Below are 25371 nucleotides of genomic sequence, written 5' to 3' on the forward strand. Positions count from 1 at the left end.
TCATCGTTTTTCTTTATTATAGCATAAAGAAAGCCTGATCAAATAGATTTTCAGCAGGCTTTTAAGGATTAAATGCAATAAAAACTCCTCAATTACTATCGCTGTACTTCTACACTTCTTCATAGAAAAGCTAAAAAGGCACAAACACAAGAAAAAATCATCTCAGCGAGCTGAGATGATTCGTCTGGCTAATATTAATTAGCTTTTTTGAAACGATAGACAAGAGCTGATAAAAGAATCAGTGCAAATCCTGCTGCTATCGCAAAGATAGATGTTTCACTGCCAGTTTTCGGCAAAACTTTTTTGCCAGTTGCTGATCCACGAACATCTTTTCCATCTTTATCTGACGAATTACCTGGGGTTCCATCAGTCGAACCGCTTGGTTTATCACCAGATGATGACGGTGGTGGTGTCGAATCTGAAGAAGATGGTGGTGGTGTTGGTCCTTGTGGACGTCTAGCTTCAAATGTCCATGTGCCTGTAAATTTGACATCTGAGCCTGCAATAGTTTTACTATCCGCGTCATATTTAAGGAATTTCCAAGTACCTCCAGTTACTTCAATAGAATCCTTAGCTGGCTGAACCGCTTGAACTGCAGTACCATCTGTGTATTCATTGGCATCGGTCGGCAACAATTCTGTTACCTCTGCTGGCAAGGCGCGATTCGGGTCTTCGCTTACAAATTCATACGTTACCTTATATTTCGGTGCTGGAGTGAAATTCCATTTACCAGTAAATTTAAGGTCCCTATCCGCAACAGTCTGTGCATTCGTTTCTGCATAGCCTTCGAAAGTCCATGTGCCTTCAGTAACTGTCACACTTGTTTTAGCAGGCTGCTTAGCGTCTACATTAGTACCACTAGTGTAGCGATTAGTATCTGCTGGAAGCAAATCCGTTACTTCTTTTGGCAGGTTTGGATAGGCTGGGTTAGAGCTGAGAAACTCATAGCTGACACCATAGTCTTTATAACTGTTGGTGAATGTTGGATTGTTACCTGCGACAGCAGCTTCCAATTTAGCATTGTTTTCAGTCACTGTGACAGTCACAGTATGTTCTTTACTGTCATACGTTACTCCAGCTTCATTTCCAGCCACTTCTTTCAGCTTGTAGGTATAAGTCCCTTCTTTATCATAGTTGATTTCAGGAAACTTGATATTACCATTGGCGTCATTTGTTGCTTGAAGTTCCACGTTATTTCCGCCAACCTCAGTCAGCTTGAAAGTGTACTTACCAGCTTCAAGTGCTTTACCATCCAGAACTTTCTTAGCGGTAATTGCTGCCGTCGCTGGCTCTAACTTGTATGTATTTGTGAAAGCCTCACGGTCATAGGTAACCGCTGCTGTCTTAACGCCATTGTTGTCTGTTACAGTAACAGTGACATTGATGTCTGAATTGGCATCGTTTGTCACACCTGGCAGATTGCTCGCTCGCTCACGAATGACATAGTTAAAGGTTCCCTCATTTTTGAAACGAAGTTTCTTAAAGGTTACGGCACCGTCTTTGTTTGTTACCGTTTGAACAACTTTGTCGTTGTCATCCTTGTTGATCAAATCAAAAGTAAATTCACCATCTGCCAAATTGCGGCCAGTCAATTCCTTTTTGACTTTGAAGATAACTTCATCCGAACGGGTACCTTCCCCGACACCATCAAGAGTTGTCAAAGGTGCAAATGGACGTGATACTAAATCTGGCATCTTTTGTCCATTAGCCGTAACTGTTACATCGTTAAAGGCTTTTTTGGTCACCTTATCAACTGGCTCTGTCAAACGTGTCCGATAGATAACATAAATACCTCTTCCACTCAAATCCCCAGCATTAACTGTGAAATGATTGGAGTCAGTGATTGTCACAATCTGGCTCGGATTAAAGGATTGACGGGTGCCAGAAGCACCTTCCCACTCAGTAAAGTAGTAACCTGTAATCCCTGAATCTTCATCCAGCTCTTGGCCTTCTGGAATAGCGTCCTCAATGACAACTTGACCAAGATTTTGGACATCACGATTGACACGGATACGCCAGTTGACATAGTTAGGATCCTTAGAATCCTGAACACCCCACTTGGAATACCCCTGAGGTTCTTCATCAACCTTGATACGCTTCAGCCTATAGGTTCTAGCACCTGGGAAATTAACTTCTTGCTCTTGGTCATAAGGCATATTATCAGCCCAAACCACTGTGAAAGAAGATTGAATACGCTTGGTATCTGGCATTTTCGCAAAATACTCAGCATTTGTGACTGTAATGGTCGCTGTATTGGTAACAGGATCTGTCACCAACTTGGCAACAACAGTACCATCCGGTGCACTTATGTTTTCCTCCAAAGTTCGCTCAATTTTGAACTGTGATGGAACACGATAAACCATGATATCACCATTATTTAATACTTTGCTATCCTCAAATGTATAGGTCGGAGCAATGTAAAATTTACCTTCACCGTAGCCTGTATCCTTTAAAGGATTAGTATTAATGGTGACATCTGTAGTTAGCTGATAATCACTTTCACCTAACTCTGCAGCAGAAACCCTAGGACTTGAGCTTAACAAGGGAAGAAAGGTTGATACCAAAAGCAGCAAAGTCATCAGAGCATGAGACACTTTATGATAAGTTTGTTTCACCTTGAATGCGGTCCTCCTTCTTTTTATATTTTATTTTAGACAAATGCTGGCAGGCACACCATCACCTGTCTACCCCCTCATTTTCAGCCGATTTTAAATCAAGATTTATTACCAAACTAAAAATGATAGTACTCGTATATGATAAGCAAATATGACATATACATATCAATTATAACATAAAAATTATAATTTACGACCTGTAAACTATAATTTTTATTATCATTTTTCTATTCTTTGTCTACTATCGTTACAAAAAAGTCACAAAAAATTGATTTATTCAGACTTGGATGGATTATTATTGATATATTAGAAATAAATGGCAGAAAAAATACCTAGACTTTTTTAGTCTAGATATTTTTCCAGAATTTTTAGCTCTAAGGGGATTTCGCTTATAAAAGGAAATTATGTATTATTCAGCTAACATAATCTCTTTGAGTGTCATTCGCCTAATTGCTTTGAAATAGTTTGTGACTAAAAGTTCATATAAAATCACAAAGGCTAAGAAGGTGATTAAGCAAAGATGAACATCAAATGAGTAGTCAGGCACATCCTGAGCATCTTTCACAATAACTTTAAGTAGTATCTTCATCAGGCCATACTGATATGCCGTCCCTAAGACAAAACCTAGATAAGCCACCATTCGATAACGAGTGAGAATAACTTGACTACATTCTTTTTGGCTATAGCCAAAGGCCTTCATAAGTGCCAGTCCGGCTTTGTTTTCTTGGACGACAGTACCTAGACAAAGGAGCAAAATAGAAAGAGACAAAAGAACCCCTATTCCCATCATCATGACCTGAATCGTACCATCTATAAAGTCTTTCATTCCTAGGGAAAGCTGCATCATAGCAGCAAAAGAAAATGCCGCAAAGACGACAAAGAAAATCAATAATTTCCTTTTATAAAAATAAACAGCCCCCAACTCTTTCAAAAAAGGTTTATTTGCTTTAGTTTTGCGATGCTTTTGCTTTACTTGTGCTAATTCTAATCTTTTCAGCAAATAAAGACTAGGCTGCTTCAATTTAACCAAAGCATAGACAAATCCTAATAAGGCAAATAGAAGAGTCGGTAAGATGACCATCGCAATAAATAATTGCCAATGAAAATGAATTTCAATATTGGGCAAGAGATCTTTTTGATTGCGCAAATCATAAAAGTCCTTCATAAAGAAGAATGAAGAAGCAAAGCCAAGCAAGGCTCCTAGAAAAACAGAGCAACTAAATATCCAGAAATGCTTGGCTAATTCAACATTGTGGTAGCCCAGAGCTTTGAGAATCCCTAATTCTTCCTTATGATCATCAATAAACTGCTTGATATAAAAGAATAAGAGAAGAACAGCTAGGAGAGAAAGCACTCCACCACTTACTAAGGAAACAAATTTAGCAATGAGAACTTGTGCATCGTAATAAGCCTTGGCTGGTAGAGATAATTTCTCAACCTCAATAGATTGAATATCTAGGTAAAAATTGACAAATAAAGTCGAGACCAAAACTGCACAAAAGCTGATAATGGAGACAACAGATAATTTCCGTAAATCTTTGATACTGATTACCATAGTCTACCACCCAATCTCTTCTACGCTCTTTGGCTCTTCATTAACCACGATGTCCTGAATTTGCCCGCTATTTACCCTCACCACAGTATTTGCCAGCTGGGCAATATGTTCATTATGGGTGACCATCACTAAGGTAAATCCAAACTCTTTTTTCATTTGAGCAATGTAGGAGAGAATCTGGCGGCCTGTCGCCTCATCAAGGGCTCCTGTAGGCTCATCAAGGAAAAGTACTTTGGGCTTCTTGGCCAAGGCTCTGGCAATCGCTACGCGTTGTTGCTCTCCACCCGATAGTCCACTAGGATATTGATGGAGTTTTTCTTTTAAACCCATGGCTTCAATAATTGGGAGGTAATCTTGATTCTTTGCAAGATGGGCTCCCATTTTAACATTCTGCACTACCGTCAACTCTTGTAATAAATAATATTGCTGGAATATAAAAGCGACCTGATTCTTACGGAACTTAGTCAGTTGACTTTCACTTAAAGACGCAATATTTTCCCCATCATATAATACTTCACCCTGATCAGGTTTTTCCAAGCCTGAAAGAATATTTAGCAAAGTCGACTTACCCGATCCAGAAGCACCCAAAATCACTAAATAATCTTGCTCTTCAATCCGTAAATCGATACCTTTTAAAACCTCATTGGCTCCGTAGGACTTTCTTACTCCCTTTAGTTCAATCATGATTTCCTCCTAATAATTCCTTTATAAGAGCTGTGAAAACTTGTGTCAGCATGGTAGTTAGTTCTGCGGGTGAAAAGCGATAGATTCCTGCGGCAGTCATACTGGCAATTCCATGTGAATAAATAAATAGATGTTGATAAAGTTGCTCTGATAACTGTCTTGAAAGTCCATATTCCTCTTGAATGGACAAAATCATTTTTTCATAACTGTAATCTTTGATTGGTAAGAACTCAGAAAATTGATGAATAGCACGTTCGGACTCATTCATAAAAATCAATTGAAAAAGCTGGGACTCCTCTGCTGCAAATCGGATATAAGCGATCCCAACAGCCCGAAAGGCTTTTTCTTCCTGCAAGGCAATTTCAACTTGTCTGACAAAGATCCTCTCGGCAGCAACGACGATAGCCTTGCTCAGCTCATCCATATTATCGAAAAGACCAAAAATGACCTTAGGTGAAGACTTCAATCTAGCAGCAACAGCTCGTGCCTTGACAGCTGACTTCCCCTCTTCTCGAACAAGATCTAGACAAGCTTCAATGATTTCTTCTTTGGTAAATTTATTTTTTGGAGGCATAGACATTCCTTTCTGACACATTCGTTGCGCAACAGTTGTTTCTTTAAAATATTTAACCATATCCTAATTCAAAAATCAAGTAAAAAAATACTAGCTAAGTTTCCTTAGCTAGTATTAAAAAGATCACTTATTAAAGATTGACTGTCTGAAGTCATCTGTCTCGCGAAGATAAGCATTATATATCTTCTTCTTGAGCAGGTTGACCCAGCTAGCATCAACACGGCTGGTAGCATTGGTAATGTTGCGTACATCCTCTGCTACTGCTTCGTCCATCAGCTTCTGCATCTCTTCATAAGAGCGAATGGTTACTTTCTTGGTACTGCTTGGGTTTCTGAGCTCGTACTCAATGGTGATTGGCTTGAGCTTGGTCAGCTGATCAATCCGCTCTTTATACATAGCTTTCTTGAAGGCTAGCCAAGAGTCATATTCACCCTTGAATACATTTTCCAAGACTTTCTGGTCAGTTACGAGACCAACATCTCTTCCGGACCATCCATCCCACGTTTTCTTACCTTCATCAAAGGCTTCCTTAGAGTACTTACCAGAAACATACGGGATAAATCCTTCATGGTAACCCTTAGCTGCCAGTAACTCGTAGGCCGTGCGGCGGAACATGACATCACCCGGTGCTCCATTTGGATTGCTCAAGGCTGAGTAGATTGGTGAGAAAAGGCTGAGACTGAGGTAGCCATTTCGGCCGTATTTCCCACTATCCTTGTTCTCCCGACGAGTGATAACATCATTTTCAATCAGGGAGTTAAAGGTTTTCAGCTGCTTGATTTCCTCAGCAGTAAAGCTTCGCGTCTGGTTACCAGCATGAGTCTCCTTACCATACTTATCTGTAACATAGTAATTCTCCATCTTTCTGAACCACTGAAGCTTGGCATCATCACTCTGCTTCAGCATAGAGGTACCTTCTAGATAATCTAGGGTGTAGATCATGTCAAACATACCATGGACATAGTGTTGCAGGTCTTCTGCATTTTGAACGCGTTCCTTGAAGTTATATGTGTGTAGGCGCGTCTTAGAGTCCTTGTCCACCTTGAAGAGGGTATTGAGAGTAATGGTAGCTTCGTCTGCACTTGGAGTGGACTGCAAGAGACCACGAGCATAAAGCTCAGCTCCCAGACCTTCGCGGCGGCCATTGCCCTCAAAGTAGATGCCACCGTCAGAGTTATGGGTCATCTCATGCGTGTAGACAGAGTTACCATAGTCTTCTAACAAGCGAGCAGCATCAAAGTGGGTTACACTTCCTGTAGCATAGGCATTGTAGCCCTTGCTTGGGTACCACTTGCCAGCTGGTCCGAAGAACTCCTGCATAGCCTGTGATTTTTTGTCATTAGCTGGAGCCCAATATCTTTTACCATCCTTGTCAACCAATGAGAATCCATCGTAAACCAGAACAGAACGGAAGAGCTTGTCCTTGCTTTCATCGCTTAGAATCTTATACCAGAAGTCATAGTGATCGCGCTGGTATTCAGCTGTTTTTCTCACTCGGTCTTCGACATATTCAGCTAGTTCAGCATCTGTTCGCACCCTGCCATTGGCATCAAGGCGATAGCGATCATAAGCTCCCATGGAGATGGTGGACATATTGGAGATAGCATAGACGCCCTTCTCAGTCATGGTCAAGAGCGGCAGAAGCATGCCCTTGTGTTCCCAGTTATCTGCAGTAATCTTGTCATAAACGCCGACAGAATACTTGCTCTTGCCCTCTGCAGCATCCTGAAGCTGTCTCGCTTCTGGCACATCCGACTTGGCCTCAACGATATAGGCTTTTGTATTGGTCTTGAGCCATTCATTGTTGCTCTTGTCCGGAAGGAAGAGCTGACGATAGCCTTCCAGGTAGTTAAAGAGTCCTCGCTTGCCAGTCGCTTCAGAGAGAGAGGTATCATAAGCCATATAGTTGTTCTTGGCTTTAAGATTATTAAAGCCTGACTTACCAAGTGAAATAATGGTATCCAGCGTTGAAGCATTATGATTTCCAAAGAAATCAAACTTATAGGCAGACAAATCCTTGACATTGATATTGTCATAGTTGATATTATACCAGCGGTTGAGATAGGTCAGACCAAGAAGAAAGGCTTCCTTATTGGCTGTAATCTTCTGAGCTACATAGTCAGTCACGACATCGCCTTCAGTATTAATGGACTTGTCCATAGCCAGAACTTTGCGCAACTCTTCTGACAGCTTAGTCTTGACTTGGTCAAAGGCTGTATCCAGATAGAGATCATCCAGAGAAGTGTCAGCATTCACGCCTAAAACAGTTCGCATAGCCGGTGAGTCAAGGACAACCTTGTTCAACTCTGGCAGCACTTGATTGAGAACCCTGCTGTAGTCTGATAGGAAAGCCTCTGGAGTATAAAGGAGGTCTAAGCCGTTTACACTGTACTCTGCAATTGCCTTATATTTGAAATCTCCCTTATAGGTCAGATCCAGATATTCAACCGTATTATCCTCAAAGTGTAGCATCAGACGGTTAATCCCAGTCTTGTTGCTATTGATATCAGTGATAATCTGGTCACCCTTCATCGGAACAACATCCAGCAAGTACTCTGTATTGAGCTTGTGATTATCTGGAAGTTTATTTCCATAAGCAACAATGGTCTCCTTATTGTAGAATGGAAGGAGCTTTTCCATGTTAGCATAAGCTATCAGACGATCTTCTCGGGCATTCTTTTCCTGAGCATAGTTGACAGAATAAAGGTTGAGATTTGTGTCTTCCAGCGTGGTCGTAATGTCTAAACTAGCTAGCTTCTCTTCTGCCTCGTTCAGAGTCAGTGTTGAAGTGACAAACTTGTCATTTTCCAGTGTTTTATTTCCTTCAACGGCATAAGCTTCTGTGATACGGTTGTTCTCATATCCCTGATCGCCAGAAATACTGTAAACATTTGTACCGCTGACGTTGCTGATGACATTATCAATCAAGCCATTGAAGTAATTGGAACCAACCACACCACCAATCTGACCGTTCTTAGTAGAGTTTTGAATCTTTCCAGCTACATAAGAACGACTGATGCGGGCATTGTTTTCTAAACGACCAACCAGGCCGCCGAAGCGTTGATTATTTGCTCTAGCGCCTGCCAGAATGGTCACATCTGCCCTGCTTTGGCTAATCAAGGAGTTTCCTCCCTTAAGATTGGCAACCAAACCACCGACATTGTATTCTTTGCCCTGTTTATCATTTGACACGATAGTTCCAGTAAAGGAGCTATTGGTAATTTGGGTATTGTTAGCAATAACTACCAAACCTGCAACCTGTGAAGCATTTTCTTTTACTTCTACTCTACCTTGAACTGAAACATCTGTGATTCGAGCATTTTCTGCATTGCGGGCTAGGGCAGCTGAGTCGTAAGTACCGACAATATTGACCTCTTTCAAATCCAGATTAGAAATAGAAGAACCACTCTTGAGGTTTTCAAATAAAGGCTTGGCTAGATTATAAATAGCGTACTGCTTGCCATTATGGTTACCTGTCAGACTGCCTGTGAAGTTCCCTTTGAGGTAGACATAGTCTGCAGGTGCCAGACTAACTTCGCTAGCATCCAAATCAGCCCCCAGAACATAGTTGCCGGCCATATTTTTCTTCATGGCATCTATCAAACCAGCAAAGCTAGTGTAGACATTTTGTTGACTAGGGACTGCCTTACTGATATAGAAGTCATAGCCAGACTTATAGCCTGTCTCACCTTCTTGGACCAGCTCAGGCAGAGATACTGTCACCTTATAGACGTCCCTGCCATCCTTATGACTTTCCGCTATGCTGTGAACCGGCAGAAGCATTTCCTTAGATTCACTTGATTTGACTTTGACGAAGTAGGTAGACAAATCCGTAGGCATAGAGCTCATGGACACGATGCGCTTAAACTGGTCGTTTTCTTTTCTGTAAAACTCGGCCGAATCAATATCTCGGAAGGCAATCTTCTTGTATTCCAATTCAAAATTGCGGCTGTCCGTTTCAAGGTCTGTGAAGCTGCCATTATCCAGTTCATAAGTCAGCTTGGTTTTCAGGGTATAGCCTGTGTAGTAGTCTAAGTCGCCAATCTTCAGACTTCCTGTGAAATTGGTAATCGGAAGAGTGCGAACAAGCTGATCTCCCTGGTACAATTCAGCAGTCGCTGAACGGAAGGACTGAGTCTGGTCTTCTAATCTATATTGGACTGTAACCGACTTGTCGTCTGCATTTTCTGTCAGACTTAGAATTGAAACTGTCGGCTTGACTTTAGGCACTCCATTTAGAGCTTCTTTGGCTGCTATCAGACTAGCAAAAGCTTGGTTAACCTGCACTTGTGTAGCAGTTTGATTGCTCAGAACTCTTTCGGCCTTATCCAATTCGTCAGTATAAGCTGTCTGCTTATCTGAATCAGCATTCTTATATTTAGCACTTGTTTTAATAGTTTGATTTAAATCGTACTCGTTTTGAAGAGCCGTTTTGACAACCTCAAGACCGCTTAACTGAGTCTTGGCTTGATTGATTTGTTCCACCAGTTGGTTGACTTCTGCTTGGCTGGCGTTTGATTGGCTCAGAATCGCTTGACCTGCTGTCAAAGCAGTATCATAGCTAGTTTGATGGCTCTGACTATCGTTGAAATAACGTGCCTGAGCTTTAATCTGATCCGCTTCCGCTAATAGATTGTGCAGTGGAATTAAATCGAATTCTTCTAAAGCTTCTGCTTTTGGCGCATCGTTCGGTACCATGTTTGGCTTAGCTGTGCCAACTTTGACAACTTGCGTTACTGGAACTAGAGTCTCCTCATTCGATAACTCCTGGCGGTCAACTTCTTGACCATTGGAGCTGTAAACACGAGTCTTGATTGTTCGCTCACCTTGAACACCTGGAATGGCGATTTGACGAGCATCTCGTACAAGCTCGTCCGTCTCTTCTTCACGAATGGTGAAGTTGATTTTTTCTACACGCGTTTCATCTGTATAAGTCAGTGGATACTCTGGCAAGGCGTCTGCTTTTGGTGCATCGTTCGGTACCATGTTCGGCTTAGCTGTACCAACTTTGACAACTTGCGTTACTGGAGCTAGAGTTTCCTCGTTGGACAACTCTTGACGATCAATCTCCTGACCATTAGAGCTGTAGACACGAGTCTTAATTGTTCGCTCACCCTCAACGCCAGAAGTCGCTATTTGACGGGCATCACGAACCAATTCGTCCGTTTCTTCTTCACGAATGGTGAAGTTGATTTTTTCTACTCGGATTTCGTCTGTGTAAGTCAGTGGATATTCTGGTAAAGCATCGGCTTTTGGTGCATCGTTCGGTACCATATTTGGTTTAGCCGTACCAACTTTGACAACTTGCGTCACTGGGGCTAGAGTTTCCTCGTTAGAAAGCTCTTGGCGGTCGATTTCTTGACCGTTGGAGCTGTAGACACGAGTCTTGATGGTGCGCTCGCCCTGAACGCCAGGAGTCGCGATTTGACGAGCGTCTTGAGGCAATTCATCAGTATATTGCTCTTCAATATTGAAGGCGATTTTCTCTACACGCGTCTCATCCGTATAAGTCAACGGGTATTCTGGCAAAGCGTCTGCTTTTGGTGCATCATTCGGTACCATATGCGGCTTAGCTGTTCCGATTTTGACAACTTGCGTTACTGGCGCTAGAGTTTCCTCATTTGAAATTTCTTGGCGGTCAACTTCTTGACCGTTGGAACTGTAGACACGAGTCTTGATTGTTCGTTCACCCTCAAAACCTGGAGTCGCAATTTGACGGGTATCCTGTGGCAACTCATCAGTGTATTGTTCCAAAATATTGAAGGCTACTTTTTCAACACGCGTTTCGTCCATGTAAGTTAATGGGTACTCTGGAAGAGCATCGGCTTTTGGTGCATCACTTGGAACCATGGTTGGCTTAGCGGTACCAACCTTAACAATTTGTGCTACTGGAGCTAAAGTTTCTTCATTTGAAAGCTCTTGACGATCAATTTCTTGACCGTTGGAACTATAAACGCGGGTCTTGATAGTTCGCTCACCTTGCACACCTGGAGTCGCAATTTGACGAGCGTCCTGTGGCAATTCATCAGTGTATTGTTCTTCAATATTGAAAGCAATTTTCTCAACACGCGTTTCGTCGGCATAAGTCAACTGGTACTCTGGCAAAGCGTCTGCTTTTGGCGCATCGTTTGGAACCATGATTGGCTTAGCTGTGCCAACCTTAACAATTTGTGTTACTGGAGCTAGAGTCTCCTCGTTGGACAGTTCTTGACGATCAATTTCTTGACCATTGGAGCTGTAAATACGAGTCTTAATCGTACGCTCGCCTTGGACACCCGGAGTCGCAATTTGGCGAGCATCTCGGACAAGCTCGTCCGTCTCTTCTTCACGAATTGTGAAGTTGATTTTTTCAACTCTAGTTTCGTCCGTATAAGTCAGAGGGTACTCTGGCAAAGTATCTACTTTTGGCGCATCGTTTGGTACCATGCTTGGCTTAGCCGTTCCGACTTTAACAACCTGCGTTACTGGAGCCAGAGTTTCTTCATTAGACAACTCTTGGCGGTCGATCTCCTGACCATTGGAGCTGTAAACACGGGTCTTAATCGTACGCTCGCCTTGCACACCTGGAGTCGCAATTTGACGGGCGTCACGAACCAATTCGTCCGACTCTTCTTCACGAATGCTGAAATTAATTTTTTCTACACGAGTTTCATCTGTATAAGTCAACGGATACTCTGGCAAAGCGTCTGCTTTTGGTGCATCATTCGGTACCATATTTGGTTTAGCCGTACCAACCTTGACGACTTGCGTTACTGGAGCCAGAGTTTCTTCATTAGAAAGCTCTTGGCTGTCAACTTCTTGACCGTTGGAACTATAGACACGAGTCTTAATAGTGCGCTCTCCTTGGACACCTGGAGTTGCAATTTGACGGGCGTCCTGTGGCAACTCATCAGTATATTGTTCCAAAATATTGAAGGCTACTTTTTCAACACGGGTTTCGTCCGTGTAGGTCAGTGGATACTCTGGCAAAGCCTCTTCTTTTGGTGCATCGTTCGGTATCATATGCGGCTTAGCTGTTCCGACTTTGACGACTTGCATTACTGGAGCGAGAGTTTCCTCATTTGAAAGTTCTTGACGGTCAACTTCTTGACCGTTGGAACTGTAGACACGGGTCTTGATAGTTCGCTCGCCCTGCACACCTGGAGTGGCAATTTGACGGGCGTCCTGAGGCAATTCATCGGTATATTGCTCCTCGATGTTGAAGGCTATTTTCTCAATACGAGTCTCATCCGTATAAGTCAGCGGGTATTCTGGCAAGGCGTCTGTTTTTGGTGAATCGGTTGGAACCAAATATGGTTTAGTTGTACCAACTTTGACTACTTGCGTCACTGGAGCTAGGGTTTCCTCATTAGATAGCTCTTGGCGATCAATTTCTTGACCGTTGGAACTGTAGACACGAGTCTTAATCGTGCTCTCACCCTCAACACCTGGAGTCGCTATTTGACGGGCGCCTTGGACTAGCTCGTCCGTTTCTTCTTCACGAATAGTATAGTTGATTTTCTCTACGCGCGTTTCGTCGGTGTAAGTTAGCAGGTATTCTGGTAGTTCTTCAACCTTTGGTGCGTCAGCCGGAATCAGGCTTGACTTACTTGTACCGACCTTAATAATCTGAGTGACTGCTGCAAGTATTTCTTCATCTGATAAAACTTGGCGGTCAACCTCTTGGCCATTAGAGGTATAGATACGAGTGGTAATAGCCCGCTCACCCTGGACACCTGGTGTGACAATTTGGCGACTGCCTTCTGGAATCTCATCAGTATACTGTTCTTCAACGGAAAAATCTATCTTTTCTCTTCTTGTTTCATCCGTCGCAGTCAGCTCTAATTCTGGGGCTTGATGCACGGGTGCTTCATCTGGTGCGGTACCATAAGTGGTTAGTTCCGGAACTTCTTGTACTGGCGCTGTATCTGGTGCAGTGCCATACATTGTCAATTCTGGAACTTCATTCACAGGTGCGGTATCTGGCGCAGTGCCATACGTTGTCAATTCGGGAACTTCTTGCACGGGTGCTTCATCTGGTGAGGTACCATAAGTGGTTAGCTCTGGGACTTCTTGAACCGGTGCTGTATCTAGCGTTGTGCCATAAGTCGTCAATTCGGGAACTTCTTGCACGGGTGCTTCATCTGGTGAGGTACCATAAGTGGTTAGCTCTGGAACTTCTTGCACTGGCGCTGTATCGGGCGTCGTTCCATAGGTCGTCAATTCGGGAACTTCATTTACGGGTGCGGTATCTGGTGCAGTGCCATAGCTGGTAAGCTCTGGGACTTGATGCACTGGCGCCTCTTTTGGCACAGATTTTACTGCAGCAGTTCCAACCAACACAATTTCCGAAACTGGCTCTGCAGTTACCTGGTCCGAAACCACTTCGCTTTTTACAATTTCTTTACCTGCAATATAATTGCGAGTGACGACAGTACGTGTACCAGCGACACCTGCGCGAATGACCTGAGATTGCCCCTCTGCGAGTTCATTTGAATATTGGTATTCTGTTTGATAAGGCAGGACTTGGGTTTGGCTGCTTTCCTGGCTCTTGAATTCCAGCTCTGGTACTTCAGTTACTGGAGAAAGCCGAGCGAATTCACGTTCTTTGGCAGCAATAATCTCTTTTTCTTGCTCGGTTAGTTTCTCTGTCTCAGTAGATACTGGCTTGTTGGCAGCACTCGGATTCCCAGAAAGACTAGCAGATTTGCCCGCCTGCGGATCGACTTCAACAGCTGACAAGTCCTTTTGTGCCGTAGGAAGCTGATGACTTCCTGCTGCGTTCTCCTTGCCCTGTTCACCGCTTTTCAGATAGCCAACATATTCGAAACCAGCAATCTCTAAAGGCTCCGGCAGCTTTTCTCCTACTGTCAAATTTAGTCTTTGATTGTAGGCGGCTAATTCAATATTGGTCACTGCAAATACAGAAGGAGCTAGGAGAATAGACCCTAGACCTGTCACTAGCAAAATAGAAGACAGGTATCGCTTGCCATTTCTACCTCGTGCAATTACTAAGACTGCTAAAGTCAGTCCAGCAGCTGCAAAAGTTGCTTCCCACAGACTTGAGTATCCCGTCTTTGGCAAACTTTTTGCCGAAAGCCCCTGGGTCTTAGGACGGTAAACCAGATAATAAGCATCAGAGTTTTCTTCCACAAACTTTGGAAGCTCCTTAACAACTGCATTCTTCTCAGCTTCAGTCAGCTCAGACTCTACTACGTAGTGATACTGGACTGGAACGGTTTTGCCGGCTGAGACTTCTGCGGCCTCAACCGTGCTTATATTTCCCCCTATGGCGGTACTCAAAAAGAAGCTTCCGATAGTGGCGGAAACCAATCCTACTGATAACTTTCTAAAAGAATAACGCTGGAGCGTATCGCCAGTGATTCTTTTTTCCATAATAATTCCCTTTTCTTCATATAATAATCTCTTAAAATTTTACAGAATTTCCTACAAAAATTCAATGCTTTTGCTTAAAAATATATCTTTGAAGGCTGAAATCTTTTGATTTTTGAACAACCTGAAAATAGTGTTCATTTTTAACTAAAAAAACAAATCTTCGGTTAGAAAATTTGCTTTTTAATCTATGTTTTAATTTGTTAATCAAGAGCTCAAATTCAACTCAAAGAGACCATACTCATGCTTGTCTCCTTGCAATTCTGCCGCATAGTGGCGCGTGACAGTTTTTTGATGAATCAAGGCCCCAATAGCTGAAGCTTGTCGCTTCTGCGCTTCTTTAAAAATCGGATAGGCCAAGGCAGAGCCCAACCCCAAGAATTGCTCATCTACTCCTAGATACATAATCGTATAACGTTTTGGAAAACGCTTGGTCCAAAAAAGCTTGGCTAGGTTAAGAGAAGTCAGTTTTTGATAAACCAGAGAACCGTAGTCCGGCATGGCAATCAGAAAACCAGCCAGCTTGCCCTCCTTATAGGCCAGCTTAACCATTGAAAAATCAAGAATATACTGGTATTTTTGAAAAATCTGACTGAACTGCTGACTGGAAATAGACCGATAAATCGGAAAATCTTGATAGAGACGATTGAGAAGCTCAAAAACCTGCAGCGAGGCTTCTTCCCAGTCCTTCTTTTTGGGAGAGCAAATGGTGAAACCCGCTTCTTCAAAAGACTCAAAGCGATGAGCCAGCTTGTCCTGATGAATTTGATTGCTGACCTTGGGATAAAAATTGGATAGATAGCGCTCCTTGAGCTCAAAACCAGTAGCCTGCCATAGCTGAGGATAATAGGCTGGATTATGAGGTTCTCCAGTAAAAGGAAGCTCCTCTGTTCCAGTCAGCTGCATTCGATAGCCCAGCCAAAAACTTGCTTGTACGGGGCCGATTATCTTAATCGCTCCGAGACTGCGAGCAAAACCTGCTAAATGCTCGATAAAAGCAGATGCAATCTGCTGGTCATTGATCGACTCGAAAAATCCCAAGTAAGCAGCCTCATCATCTGGATAGAAGGTCAGGAGGCCTCGAATACAAGACTGACTCTCCTCATAGCCAACAAAGGCATAGGTTTCTAAGTCAGAACTCAGCGGGTGACTGCCCTCAATCAAAGCCAGTTCTTCCTCTTCTGACTGCATGAGGTGGTCTGGCTGGTAAATCTGTTTGGGCAGGGCTAGAAAATCGTCCAGCTCTACAGCATTAGGTTTGACTGGTTTAATTTCCAGCATGGTCTTCCTCCTTGATTAGTCGAATCTTGCCAGTAAGGCCATCCATCTCAATCCAGTCACCGTTTTGCAGCTGGCTGCAGACACCTCTGACATTGACAATGGAAGGAATACCTAACTCGCGGGAAATAATGGCCGTGTGCGAGAGCAAAGACCCCTGCTCGGCAATGACACCCTTGGCTTGGGTCAGAAGATAAACCCAGCCCGGATCGGTCATCTTGGTCACAATAATCCGGTCCTGAGCAGACTCAATCTCCTGCACATCTTCCACGACCAAAACCTGTGCCTTAACGCAGCCAGGTGAGCAGCCAATCCCTTGTAAGGCTTGATTGCCCGTATTATGACTGCTAGTGCGGTTTTGCGGTTTCAGGTATTTCTCAAAGACTTGTCCAGCAAAAACATAGCGACTAAAGCTTGGCAGCTCCTTGTCAGCCTCCAACTTCTCCCGACGCTCAGCTATCAAGCCACTAACATCTCTGGACTTTCTGGTAAGCTCAAACAATTCTTCCTTTGTCAGGTAAAAAACATCGTCAGGCGAAGCCAGCAGCCCTTGCTCGGCTAATTGCTGCCCAAGCCTTCGGAAAATCTGTCGCATCATGCCGTAGATTCGTGTGCGGTTTAAGCGGGAGCTCTCCCGATATTTAACACCAGTCATGGCTCGCTTGCGAAGAAAATTCGTCCACCAGTCTGATTTTTGCACCTCTTCTTCAAGTTTCTGAGGTGCCAACTTCTTCTCCTCTTGCTGGCACATTTGCAGCAGGAGCTTGAGCAGACGCTCTGGGTGCGTTCGGAAGGTTGGAGTTTCTAACTTCAACTCTTCTGGAGCCCGATCACCAAATTCATGGATAAAATGGACTATTTTTTGGACCAAAGGATGATGGCGACTTAGAAAAACTGCTGGACTTTCACTTGCCATAGCCTGTCTAATCTCTGCATTTTCTTCTGCTTTCAGCTGAGCTGTTAAAGCCTGCAGAGCCAAAGCCGGCCTCATACTTTCAATCTGCTCAATTCCTGCAATCTCAGCCTGAACAGCCCCGCCGCGACGCGACTTCTTCAGGAGTCCAGTATAGACAAAAGCATAGAGGTCATTGACCAGCGTAATGTCCCAGTGAGCCAGAATATCCTCCTTTAGCTTGCTGGCCAAGGCAATCAAGGTCTCTGCATCTGCATCGGGAGAAAAGCTTGCTTCGTATTCTGGCTGAATCTGGGCAAACTGCTCTTCCAATTGCCTCATTTGCTTGGGTGCTGTCCAAAACTCTCGGATGATACGGAGCATGATTTGCAGGCGTTTGAAAGCAGACAAGTGCACCGGCATCTGAGGCACCTCTGTTTCTCTCACTCCCAGCATATCCTGCCAGATAGGAATGATTTTCTTAGAAAAAGGCAAAATCTGCAGAAGCTGATACCAGCTCTGAATCTGGTAATATACTCGACTGTTGACCGGCTGCAGCATATTTTGAAAGGTGGCTTCATAGGCAGCCAACTCAGGGGCATCCTTGCCAACCAAGCGTTGAGCCAGGCTTCGGAAAATGCTGGCATAAGCCTCCTGGATAAAGCTAATGGTCAGAGGACTGGAAACGCCCGGATAGCTCTCGACAATGTTGCTGTTATCCAGAATAATCTGCTGGCCTTCTGACAAGGTAGTAATAGGTCGTGCCTGCAAGAGATAGAGCTGGCTATTTGCGAAGGTAAACTCCATATCCATAAAGGGGCCGAAAAGTTTACTTACCTGACTTGCCAAGTCTTGCAGCTCCTCTAGTTGTTCCTGTGATACGTCTGGTGAGTCCTCCGTCTGCTCTGTATAAAAGAGCTGGTCCTTGGGATGGAGGGTCACCATTGTCGTAGGAATCTTATCCTCAACAACCTTGTTGCCCAAGCCTCGACCGATGACAATGATATGCTCGTTCAGAATGCCCTTGGGATTAGCTGTGAAGTAAATCCCAGACAAGTCTCCCTCCTGCATGACCTGCACAAGGCAAATCATCTGCGCTTGCTTCAACGATAGTCCCTGCTCAAATAGATAGCTAAGTGCTGACTCCTGATAAAGAGAGAGCAAGATTGCTTGGATGGCTTCTTTAAGCTGCTCTGGCTTCACATTGAGCTGGCTCTTAAACTGACCGGCAAAGGATGAGGTCTTCCCATCCTCAATGGTAGCAGATGAGCGGACTGCGAAGCGACAGTCTGTCTGAGAAAGCTCCTGCCGAATCCAGTTTTCTGCTGCTGTCAGATCTTCCTGCGCAAACTGCTCTTTAGCCCAATCCTGCAATTGCTGACTGAGTTGGGACAAGTCCAACTCTCCAGACCGATAAGCTTCTTCCATCCGCTCCAAGTCAGCAGAGCTGGTAGATTCTTGAAAAAAGTCAAAAGCAAACACTGCAAAGTCAGGAATCGGCAAACCAGCAGCCTGCATTTTCAGCAAATGATAGGCCTTGCCTCCGACCTGGTCAAGCCCTGTCTGCTTGATTTTTTTCATCAAAGCACCCCCATCAAGAGATAAACAGCGACGGACAGAACCATGGTCGTCTCCGTGATATAGGTATAGCGCTCCACCCGCTCCCGTATATTAAAGCGAGTTGGATCCTTGATAAACTGCTCAAACTGGACGGTCATCCAGATGACATTCAGCACCAAGACCACTACTCCGACATGGGAAATATTCCAGAGAAGGGCGAAATTGGTCAAGATATCCAGCAGAGTCACCACCTCGATAAAGCGAGTGGCTCTTTTGTAGCCAAAAAGCTTAGAATAGGTCACATACTCTGTCTCATCTTTTGGCGCCCGAATCTTGCGGCAGACTTCCCAGATCAGACTTGGGAAATACATGGTAAAGGCCAGCAAAACGGTCGGCAAGGACAAGAGAGGCAGATTGTACTTGTAGCAGACAAAAGAAATGGTATAGAGATTCAAAATCATCATGACTGGATTATGGGTTACTAGAGCCAGTGGCAGAGAATTTTGAATCTTGTCACGCTTGAAGAACCAGAAGGACATGAGAGTTCCGTAGATATAGAGAAAGAGAAACCAGCCAATATTGTTCATAAAGAGAACATTGAGAAGTACAGATACAGTTACGATAAAGCTGAGGGCAATAGCCAGGTCCTTCTTTTTCACTCGTCCAGATGGCAGAGACCGATGAGGAAAGAGCCGCCTGTCGGTCTCGTAGTCTTTGAAATCATCCGCAATCCGCAAAATCATCAGAAAGACGAAAATGGTAAAAATACCAATCAACTCCTGATGATCAAAGTGAAAGGTAGTCACTCCGTCATTGAGCAGAAGGACAAAATAAATCTCAAAAAACATGATGGCAGCCACAAAAAAGCGTGGCAGCAAAGGAAACATTTCCTTATAATAAACAGCTAATCGTTTAAACATAGCTTTTCTCCAATCTTTTCCCCCATTTGAATCTGGGTTTCTATTCCTAGGTCTGAGTAAGTCAGGATATCCTGATCCAAGCGAATCGTGTCTGCTGGATAGAGGACAAGAATGGTTGAGCCACCCAGACCAAAGCAGCCCTTCTCCTGTCCCCTGACCAAATAATCCTGACTGTGATTATATATTCTTCCGACCAGAAGTGCCCCTACTTCCATCTGCAGGACAGGTCCTAGGTCGGTATCTAAAAGACAGTATTCTCTTTTATTTTCCTTGTAAATCAAGCACCGCTTCTGGGCTACCTGTCTGACCGTATGCAGGCGTCCCTTGATTTTTCGTTTTTGGGTAATTCTGCCGGATTCAGCTGCCAGATAGCGGTGCAGGTCTTCCACTCCCAAACGATAAACTAGCGCTGTTCCACCACTGAACAGCTGAGCTAACTCTTCATCCAACAGTAAGTCAGCTAGCCTGTATGTCTGCCCCTTAATCTTCAGTTGCAAATCCTGACTGATGGTAAAAACCTCTAGCTTGGCATCCGCCACTGCCAGTACTTGACTGTCAGGACAGACTGGACGCAGAGCGGGATTGATTCTCCGTTGGAAAAAAGCCGCGAAGCTAGGATAGGGGCCATCTTCATAGTCAGCCAGATTCAGCTGATAATTTTTCACAAAAGCTGCTATTTTCTTGCGAGAACAAGGAGTGTAGTCTTTCAAAGTTAGAAGATAAGACAGGCTAGGTCGGGTCAAGAAACGCAACAAGATGCGGCCCCAACCAGTACCATAAAGCTTATCTAACAGCCCCGCCTTATATTCTGTCGGTTCCACTACTTGGCTAGTCTTTCTCTGATAGACCTTAACCATGCGGGAGAACTCCCAGACCAATCAGACTTGCAACAGCTAAAATCGCAAAGACCAGATAGGCCAGCTTATTTGGCTTGGGAATCCGGCAGTTGTAGACAAATAGGAAGGTCAGCAAAAGAGACAAGCCCAGCCACACCCAAGCAAAGAGATCAGGCGCCAGCCATTGACAGACCAGATAGGTCAGAGGGAAAAATAGGGCGCTGTAAGTCACGGGCAAGCCGATAAAATAAGAGCCAGATCCTTCATCATGCTTGGCCAAGCGGTTAAAATGCGCCAAGCGCGTAACTGAAGCTAAGACATAGAGGACAGCCAAGATGATATTGGCCGCTCCCAAGGGCAGCTGGGTCATGAGAAGCACAGCCGGAAGAGCCGCAAAGCTAATCATGTCACAGAGCGAATCAATCTCAATGCCGAAGCGCTTCTGACTTTCAGTCCGCTTCATCCGCCGCGCCACCACACCATCAAAGAGGTCACAGATACCGCTAACGATAAAGGCCATCATGGCCAGTCGCAGCTGGGACTGAATGACGGCATAGATTGCCAAAAGTGCAAAAGCAGCGCCCATATAGGTCAGGATAACAGATTTGTCGTATTCACCGATAAACAAAGGTTCATTCTTCTTCATGAATTCTTATTTCTCCTCTTCTTCCATCTAAGGTTACCAGCATGCCAGTTTCTAGCAGCTGAGTTGCATTCTTGGCGCAGACCAGAGCTGGAATCCCGCATTCCCGAGCGACAATAGAGGCATGGCAGAGAACACCGCCATACTCTGTCACAAGACCGCCCAGAATACCGAAAACATAGCTCCAACCCGTATCTGTATAGCGAGTGACAAGAATTTCTCCCGGCTCAATCGTCTCAATATCAGCCAAATCCAAGAGGACTCGAACCCGACCGGTCACCTGACCACTGCTGGCTGGCATTCCCGTAAGAAGCGCTTGGCTATCACGGGACACCGCTTCCAGACTCATCTCTTTGTCGGTCAAATCACCCACTGGCTCAAAATTCCGATAGGCCTGGCAATAATGCCGATTATCAGCTGCTTCTTCTTGAAGCTGGTCTGCAGTCTTTTGCCCTTCTATAAAGGAAGTCAGACTTTCTTTCTTAATGTAAAAAACATCTTGAGAATCTTTCAGAAAGCCTCGCTTTTCATAGGCTCGGCCGAGTTTGAGGCTAATTTGACGAATGAGGTGGTAATAGCGCGTGGAAATATCCTTGAACTCCTCTCGCCACCAGAGCAAGTTCCGAAGGTCTTGATTGATTTTTTCTATCTTTTTCTGCTTGGCTCGAGATAGATGAGCAAGATCTAGCTCAGACTCTGAGACAGGACTGAGCGAAGCTTTGGCCGCTTGGTAATACGTTGAATCAGCAACCAACTGCTGAACCGCTCTCAGGACCTGATGAGCATCTTCTTCATAACTAGCTACTCGCAAGTCCAGCTCCCGTGCCGAGTGATAGCCAAAGTCCTTTTGAAAATTCTGAATCTTGATAAAATCAGTTCGCTCAGGATATTGTGCAGCCAGTTCCTGCAATTCTTCCACCGATAGCTTCAACCAATCGTCTGTCAGTTTCTCATCTGCCAAAACAAAATTAGCAGCTTCCAGCATTCGAGTCAAAGGCTTGGTATGAGAAACATTTCCTAACTTGGCAATCAGTTGGAAAAATTCATCGACCGTCAGCCATTTGAGGAGACTGGTCTTTTTCATAGACAGCTGGACCGTATTGATGTAGGCCTGCCAGAAATAAGTTCCCTCACTGTCTAAATAAGCCTGATTTAGCACTAACTGCCAAAGACTCTCGACTTGCTGGAGCGGGCTTTGGTCGTTTAGTTCTTGGATTTCTTGATTCAGGCGGGTAAATTGCTGACGCAGCTCTTGCAGCTTGTCTGGCGCCTGATGCAGAAAAGTCTTAGTTACCTTTTGCGTTTTCAAGGCTACCCGCAGGAAATTCAAGAGCAAGGCTGGACTTAATTTGCTGGTAAAACCTTGACCTTGGTAGTCTTTATTGACTCCCAGCTCATCATCAAAGTCTCGCTCAATATAACCCGGAATCTGCTCCATACCTTGCTTGACCACGCCTAAGTTCCAGAAAGGTCGGGCATAATGCAGGCGCATCAGCGGCGGCATCACTCCTTCAGGCTCTAAGCCAATTGCCAGCAAAAAACTGGAGAGTGCCTCTTGCCAAGAATGGCGGTAAAGGCTCCACATCAGATTTGGACAGGGCTGGGCCGCCACGCCACCATCCCGAAAATTCGCCGTCGTCCAGCGGCCACTGTCGATTTTAGTTGGTACTGTCGTGATGGGCCGAGCCTGCAGCAAATAGACTTGCTCTTGGACAGCACACCACTCAATATCCATCGGCCGACCAAAATACGCTACAATCTCCAATACCAGTTCATGCAGCTTCTGCAAGACTGCCAGAGGCATTTCAACTTTTTCAAACTGGCTCCAGTCCGGCTTGTACCAAGCAAGAGTCAGCTGCTCAGGATTAATTTGACCGTTAACCAAGCTCTCAGCCGAGCCTTTTACATACTCAAGCAGCATAGACTGGTCCTGATTAGTCGCCACATCTAGAGAAAAGCAGACACCGCTGAAGTCAGGCTCTATCTGCTCCTGAATCAGCACTGCCATAGCAAAATCCTGCTCAGGCAAACCCTGGCGCTGCCAGTAGGCCAAAGCTTCTGGATTAAAGAGGGAAAGCAGACAAGAACGAATGCCCTGCTCAATTTCTGACAGTGTCCGGCAATTGCCAATCGAGTCATATTGGCCAGCGAATGACATGGCCTGTCCGTCTTCTAAGATGGCACTACTGCGAACAATATAAGCTTGATTTTCCTGACAAAAGTCTGCTAACTGCTGTAGCCAAGCTGGATCCAAGGGATACTGCTGCAAACGCTCCGCGATTTCCTCCTTGCCCAGTTTGATTAACTCTTTAAGTCCCTCTTTTGAGTATTCTGGCAGAGCCGCTCTTAGCCAAGCCATTACTTGGTCCGCCGGCAAAATCAAAGCCTTAGGAACCGAAAGCCCCAGCTGACAAAGGTTGATTAACTGATTGATTTTACCGCCATAGACGACCGAAGGCTCTTTTTCCAGCCATAGTTCTTTCATCAAAAACTCCCATCTCACATACGATTTTTTCTAAGCTTAGCCCAGTAGAGCAGACGATTGACTCCCAGATGCGTACCCGCCCCTAGGATTAGAATGCCCAGCATCTGCTGCCAGGACAGAGGGATATAGAAAAGTAAGAAAATAATACAGCCAATCAAGGAATCAATCTGGTCTATCCAGATAAAGGTCCATTTCCAGCCATTTTCCGCCGTCTTGCCCTCTCTGATTTCCAAACGGCGCTTGATAAAGCTATTGGGCAGCTCAAACAAAACATAAGCCAGCCCCAAAAGAGCCCCTAGCACCAGATTAAAGAGCACGGCATTTTCGTAGAAGGCATAGACCAAGTGTAGCTTCTCTAGGCTAGGAATGCTCTTCAAGAACAATCCCCAAAGGATCTGCGCCAAAGCTCCCCAGACAATCATGCCAAAGAAACCTTTCCAGGTCTTGTTAGCCCCAAAAAGCCTCTTCCCATCCTTTAAAATCAGCCCAGCATCCATTGGTCGATAAGCCGCCTCTAGCAGTGAAGACTTGCAAAAGATCATATTCAGAACTCCAGCCAGAATGACCGGCATCAGGGTGATATATAAGGCAAGAATCGAACGCATACTTATTTCCTATTCTTTTTATGAAAATCTGCTTGAAAAGATTAAGAGACTTCTCAAACTTTTATGGCTTCATTATATCATAAGTCTCTAAAGCCCTTACACAACAAACTGTCAACAACTGTCACATCTGATCGTAGTACAAAAATTCGTTATTCTAAAATGTTGCTTCCCGTCGCATCTGTAACTACCTGATTTTTTAAGACATACTAAGAGTTAGTAGCAACTAAGCAAGATTGCAGATAATATGTCAATCAATCTTCCTTTTATTATAAAAGGCTTTTAAAAATTTGTAAAGAAGCGCTTTATGATTCAAAGTAAAAAACCAGCCTTTCTAGCTGGTTTGTCAGTTTATCCTCTATCATCATAGCCATTTGGATGACTGGAATGCCATTTCCAAGCAGTTTCGATAATGATTTCGATATTGTCAAATTTCGGCTGCCAGCCCAGAACATTTCTTGCTTTCTCAGAGGAAGCAATCAGCGTATCCGGATCCCCTGGGCGCCGCTCTGCTATTTCCAAAGGAATAGGATGTCCGGTCACCTTTCGTGCTGCTTCTACAATCTGAAGGTTGGAAAAACCAGTCGAAGAGCCAAGGTTAAAGGCATCTGAAGGCTGTCCAGCACGCAGATGCTCAACAGCCAAAATATGGGCGTCAGCCAAGTCGAAAGGATGGACATAATCGCGGACATTAGTCCCGTCCGGAGTATCGTAATCATCGCCAAAGACAGCAATCTTCTCACGTTTGCCCTGAGCCACTTGAAGCACAATGGGCAGGAGATGAGTTTCAGGTCCGTGGTCCTCGCCGATTGAGCCGTCGGGTTTGGCACCGGCTACATTGAAATAACGCAGGGCTACAAACTTGATGCCATAAGCCTGGTCTGCCCAGCGCATAATGGTCTCCATCATGAGTTTGCTCTCACCATAAGGATTGATCGGCTTTTGCGGAGTCGTTTCCAGAATCGGCACTTCCTCAGGAATGCCATAAGTCGCAGCAGTTGAAGAAAAGACAATGTTTTTAACGCCGCATTCCTGCATGACCTCCAAGAGAGAAACCATGCCGGCCGTGTTATTATCAAAATACTTGAGCGGGTCCGCCATGGACTCTGCGACCAGTGAAAAGGCAGCAAAGTGAATGACTGCATCGATGGATGGATGTTTGGCAAATACACTACGCATAAAATCCTTATCAGCTAAATCTCCCTCATAAAAGACAGCTTGCGGATGGACGGCTGCGCGATGGCCAGTCACCAAATTATCAACAACGACTACCTCTTCCTTGCCTGCTGCTACCAGGCGATCAACCATGTGCGAGCCGATATAGCCAGCACCACCTAATACTAAAATTGCCATAA

13 protein-coding genes are annotated in these 25371 nt (G+C 44.5%); all 13 read right to left on the reverse strand.

The genetic code is table 11. The features are described from left to right. Window positions 1-194: 194 nt before the first annotated feature. Window positions 195-2615 (reverse strand): SHIRT domain-containing protein, encoded by a 2421-nt coding sequence (locus tag K1I94_RS03760; RefSeq protein WP_223314454.1) that lies wholly within the window; start codon window positions 2613-2615, stop codon window positions 195-197. 409 nt (window positions 2616-3024) lie between these two features. Beyond that, on the reverse strand, window positions 3025-4170 hold the full coding sequence (locus tag K1I94_RS03765; RefSeq protein ID WP_223314455.1) for an FtsX-like permease family protein: 1146 nt from the start codon (window positions 4168-4170) through the stop codon (window positions 3025-3027). A 3-nt stretch (window positions 4171-4173) separates the two neighbouring features. After that, window positions 4174-4854, reverse strand: coding sequence for an ABC transporter ATP-binding protein (locus K1I94_RS03770; protein ID WP_223314456.1), 681 nt, complete (start codon window positions 4852-4854; stop codon window positions 4174-4176). Continuing rightward, entirely contained in the window at window positions 4847-5428 is a 582-nt protein-coding gene (locus K1I94_RS03775; protein WP_223314713.1) for a TetR family transcriptional regulator, read from the reverse strand. The genes K1I94_RS03770 and K1I94_RS03775 overlap by 8 nt, the downstream gene beginning before the upstream one ends. Window positions 5429-5551: 123 nt before the next feature. After that, window positions 5552-14803 carry an SIALI-17 repeat-containing surface protein gene (locus K1I94_RS03780; protein ID WP_223314457.1) on the reverse strand — a complete coding sequence of 3084 codons (9252 nt, stop codon included), beginning with the start codon at window positions 14801-14803 and terminating at the stop codon, window positions 5552-5554. Window positions 14804-15007: 204 nt separating this feature from the next. After that, window positions 15008-16081: a hypothetical protein gene (locus K1I94_RS03785; RefSeq protein WP_223314458.1), complete on the reverse strand. Its 1074-nt coding sequence runs from the start codon at window positions 16079-16081 to the stop codon at window positions 15008-15010. Beyond that, window positions 16068-18551 carry a phosphoenolpyruvate synthase gene (locus K1I94_RS03790; protein WP_223314459.1) on the reverse strand — a complete coding sequence of 828 codons (2484 nt, stop codon included), beginning with the start codon at window positions 18549-18551 and terminating at the stop codon, window positions 16068-16070. Before K1I94_RS03790 ends, K1I94_RS03785 begins: the two co-directional genes overlap by 14 nt. Further along, window positions 18551-19450: a UbiA family prenyltransferase gene (locus tag K1I94_RS03795; protein ID WP_223314460.1), complete on the reverse strand. Its 900-nt coding sequence runs from the start codon at window positions 19448-19450 to the stop codon at window positions 18551-18553. The genes K1I94_RS03790 and K1I94_RS03795 overlap by 1 nt, the downstream gene beginning before the upstream one ends. Then, window positions 19435-20307, reverse strand: a complete 873-nt coding sequence (locus K1I94_RS03800) for a phosphatidylserine decarboxylase (protein ID WP_223314461.1) — start codon at window positions 20305-20307, stop codon at window positions 19435-19437. The genes K1I94_RS03795 and K1I94_RS03800 overlap by 16 nt, the downstream gene beginning before the upstream one ends. Beyond that, entirely contained in the window at window positions 20300-20932 is a 633-nt protein-coding gene (locus K1I94_RS03805) for a CDP-alcohol phosphatidyltransferase family protein (protein ID WP_223314462.1), read from the reverse strand. Before K1I94_RS03805 ends, K1I94_RS03800 begins: the two co-directional genes overlap by 8 nt. Next, the gene (locus K1I94_RS03810) at window positions 20919-23414 is read right to left on the reverse strand and encodes a PEP/pyruvate-binding domain-containing protein (protein WP_223314463.1); all 2496 of its coding nucleotides are present in this window, start codon (window positions 23412-23414) and stop codon (window positions 20919-20921) included. Before K1I94_RS03810 ends, K1I94_RS03805 begins: the two co-directional genes overlap by 14 nt. 14 nt (window positions 23415-23428) lie before the next feature. Next, window positions 23429-24019 (reverse strand): CDP-archaeol synthase, encoded by a 591-nt coding sequence (locus K1I94_RS03815; protein WP_223314464.1) that lies wholly within the window; start codon window positions 24017-24019, stop codon window positions 23429-23431. 348 nt (window positions 24020-24367) lie between these two features. Then, window positions 24368-25369: a UDP-glucose 4-epimerase GalE gene (galE, locus tag K1I94_RS03820; protein ID WP_223314465.1), complete on the reverse strand. Its 1002-nt coding sequence runs from the start codon at window positions 25367-25369 to the stop codon at window positions 24368-24370. Between the last annotated feature and the right edge of the window lie 2 nt (window positions 25370-25371).

The organism is Streptococcus sanguinis (assembly GCF_019929145.1).
Classification (GTDB): domain Bacteria; phylum Bacillota; class Bacilli; order Lactobacillales; family Streptococcaceae; genus Streptococcus; species Streptococcus sanguinis_U.